This is a genomic window from Streptomyces sp. NPDC005784, from assembly GCF_042871525.1.
GTDB lineage: Bacteria > Actinomycetota > Actinomycetes > Streptomycetales > Streptomycetaceae > Streptomyces.
Map to the genome: position 1 here is coordinate 1 of NZ_JBIAIQ010000108.1, position 2350 is coordinate 2350.

1 protein-coding gene is annotated in these 2350 nt (G+C 65.9%); it reads left to right on the top strand.

Annotated features, from left to right (window positions below):
- Positions 1–982: 982 nt before the first annotated feature.
- Positions 983–2053 (top strand): hypothetical protein, encoded by a 1071-nt coding sequence (locus ACFYR3_RS45665; protein ID WP_389288341.1) that lies wholly within the window; start codon positions 983–985, stop codon positions 2051–2053.
- The last annotated feature ends 297 nt before the right edge of the window (positions 2054–2350 follow it).

Genomic DNA, 2350 nt, shown 5'->3' on the forward strand with positions numbered 1-2350 from the left:
TGCTCGTATTGCTCTTCTTGCTCACTACCTGCGACTGCTTCCTCCGGAACCTTCCGTCCCAGTATCAGGCTGTCCAGGTCAAAGGGGGAGCTTCAGGCCTCGTCGCGCTGCGCTGCTTTCACCGTGATTCCCCGCTGTTCCCCGCTCGTTCTGGTGCGGTTGTGGTGCAGGCTCTCGGACCTGGCTTTCTGGCAGCCACCCGTCCCAGCCCAACGACGATGACGGCTGGCGCGAGGCTCAACACTTCGGATAGGGCCACGACCGGGAATGGGGCGCTCAAGGCTCGGGGGAGTTTGCCCAGCGCTGCGGCACCGATGACGAGGGGAAGCCACACTCGGAAGAAGCGAAAGCGAAAGGCATCTGCTCCGCGGCGTACCCGTTCTTGCTCCACGAGGCGCCAGTACGCGGCGGCCACGATGAAAAGGGCGCCTACGCCCACGATGCCCCAGGTCAGTGCTGCCACGATTCCCCCACCACACCGTATGTGCCGCGCTGCTGATCGCAGGCGTTCCACCCGATGGTGACACGCGGCGCCTCGGGTACGAGACTGCACGCTTTCCAACTGTGGTGGTGGGGCGTTGGGCGGTGTGCGGGGGTGTTCACCTGCGTTCATGGGCGGCTGGCCAACGGCGCCGGGCTGGCTTCGGGCCTCGCCTGAACGGCCGTGAACGGGGCTGAATGAGACGGAAACTGAGACGGGGCCAGCGTGCCAAGTGTGTTCCTCGCCCACCACACCGGACTCGAAATTCACTCAGCACCAACCTGATCAGCAAAGCTCAGTGAGCTTGTTCCGCTTTGGCGGACACCATTGGTGTAGTGGTCAGGCTGCACGCTTGCGTGCTTCGGCCACCGAACGGGCGAAATACCCGAGGGCGGAGCATGTTCGTGCGTATCAAGTCCGACCATCACTTTTAACGTGGCGCTCATGAAAGCTAACCTTCTGTCACCATTGGCGCGAAGGCTGTCCGCGTTGACAGCCGCCGTGGCCATCTCGGTAACGGCTGCGGCAGGCGCCGCCTCGGCCTCTGGGACGTTCCTCGGCCGTCTGCACACCGTGCGTGAGATTGCCTCCACGGTCCCCGCGAACGGCGACGTGAACCCCTATGGCACGGCCGTGGTCGCGCGCGACGCCGGGAAGCTCCACAAAGGCAACGTGCTGGTCAGCAACTTCAACAACAGCCAGAACCAGCAGGGCACGGGCACCACCCTCGTCCAGGTCAGCCCGCGGGGCACCGCCAGCCTGTTCGCGCAGATCGACCCGGCCCACCTACCCGGTCCCTGCCCCGGCGGCGTGGGTCTCACCACCGCCCTGAGCATCCTGCCCGGCGGGTGGGTGGTGGTCGGCAGCCTCCCGACCACCGACGGCACCTCCGCCACCGCCCAGGCAGGCTGCCTGCTCGTACTGGACAGTCACGGCAAGGTCCGCGAGACGCTCGCCGGAGGCGGCATCAACGGACCGTGGGACATGACCGCCACGAGCTACGGCGACCGTACCGACCTGTTCGTCACCAACGTGCTCAACGGCACCGTGGCGGGTGGCGGCAACGAAGTGGACCGGGGCACCGTCCTGCGCATCACCCTGAAGCGTCATGACCACCAGCCGCCGCAGTGGGTGAAGACCACCACGATCGGCTCGGGCTTCGCCCAGAAGACCGACCCCGCCGCCCTTGTGATCGGCCCGACAGGCGTCGGCCTCGCCAAGGACGGCTCGCTCTACGTCGCAGACACGGTCAACAACCGGATCACCGTCATCCGGCGCGCGGTGACCCGGGGATCCAGCGCTGGCACCGGCCGCGTCGTCAGCAGCGGTGGCAAGCTCAACGGCCCCCTCGGCCTGGCCATCGCACCCAACGGCCACATCCTGACCGTCAACAGCGGTGACGGCAACATCGTCGAGACCACGCCTGCCGGCCGCCAAGTGGCCTTCCGGCAACTCGACAACAGCGGCTCCCCGCCCGGCGCGGGCGCGCTGTTCGGTCTGGCGGTGGACCTGGACCGCGACGCCGTGTACTTCGTCGACGACGCCACCAACACCCTCAACGTCCTGAAGTGATCCACAAAAAACACCAGAGGCCCCAGATCCTTCTGGGGCCTCTCACCTCCACGCACTCAGCAGGATTCGAGCCTGCAACCTTCTGATCCGTAGCTCTATATGGATCGGACGTTGACGGCCATACAGGCTCGTCGCGGGTGGGCGACGGATGTTCAAGGCCTTAGCCTCGCGCTTTCATGAAGCCTGATGTCCGACGGGTGGTCAGATTGAGGGGCCCTGCGCTTCTCGGACAGCGGCGTTGAGGGTTCTACCTATGCCGCTGCCTGCAACTCCTCGTACTCGGCGTGGACTTCTGCG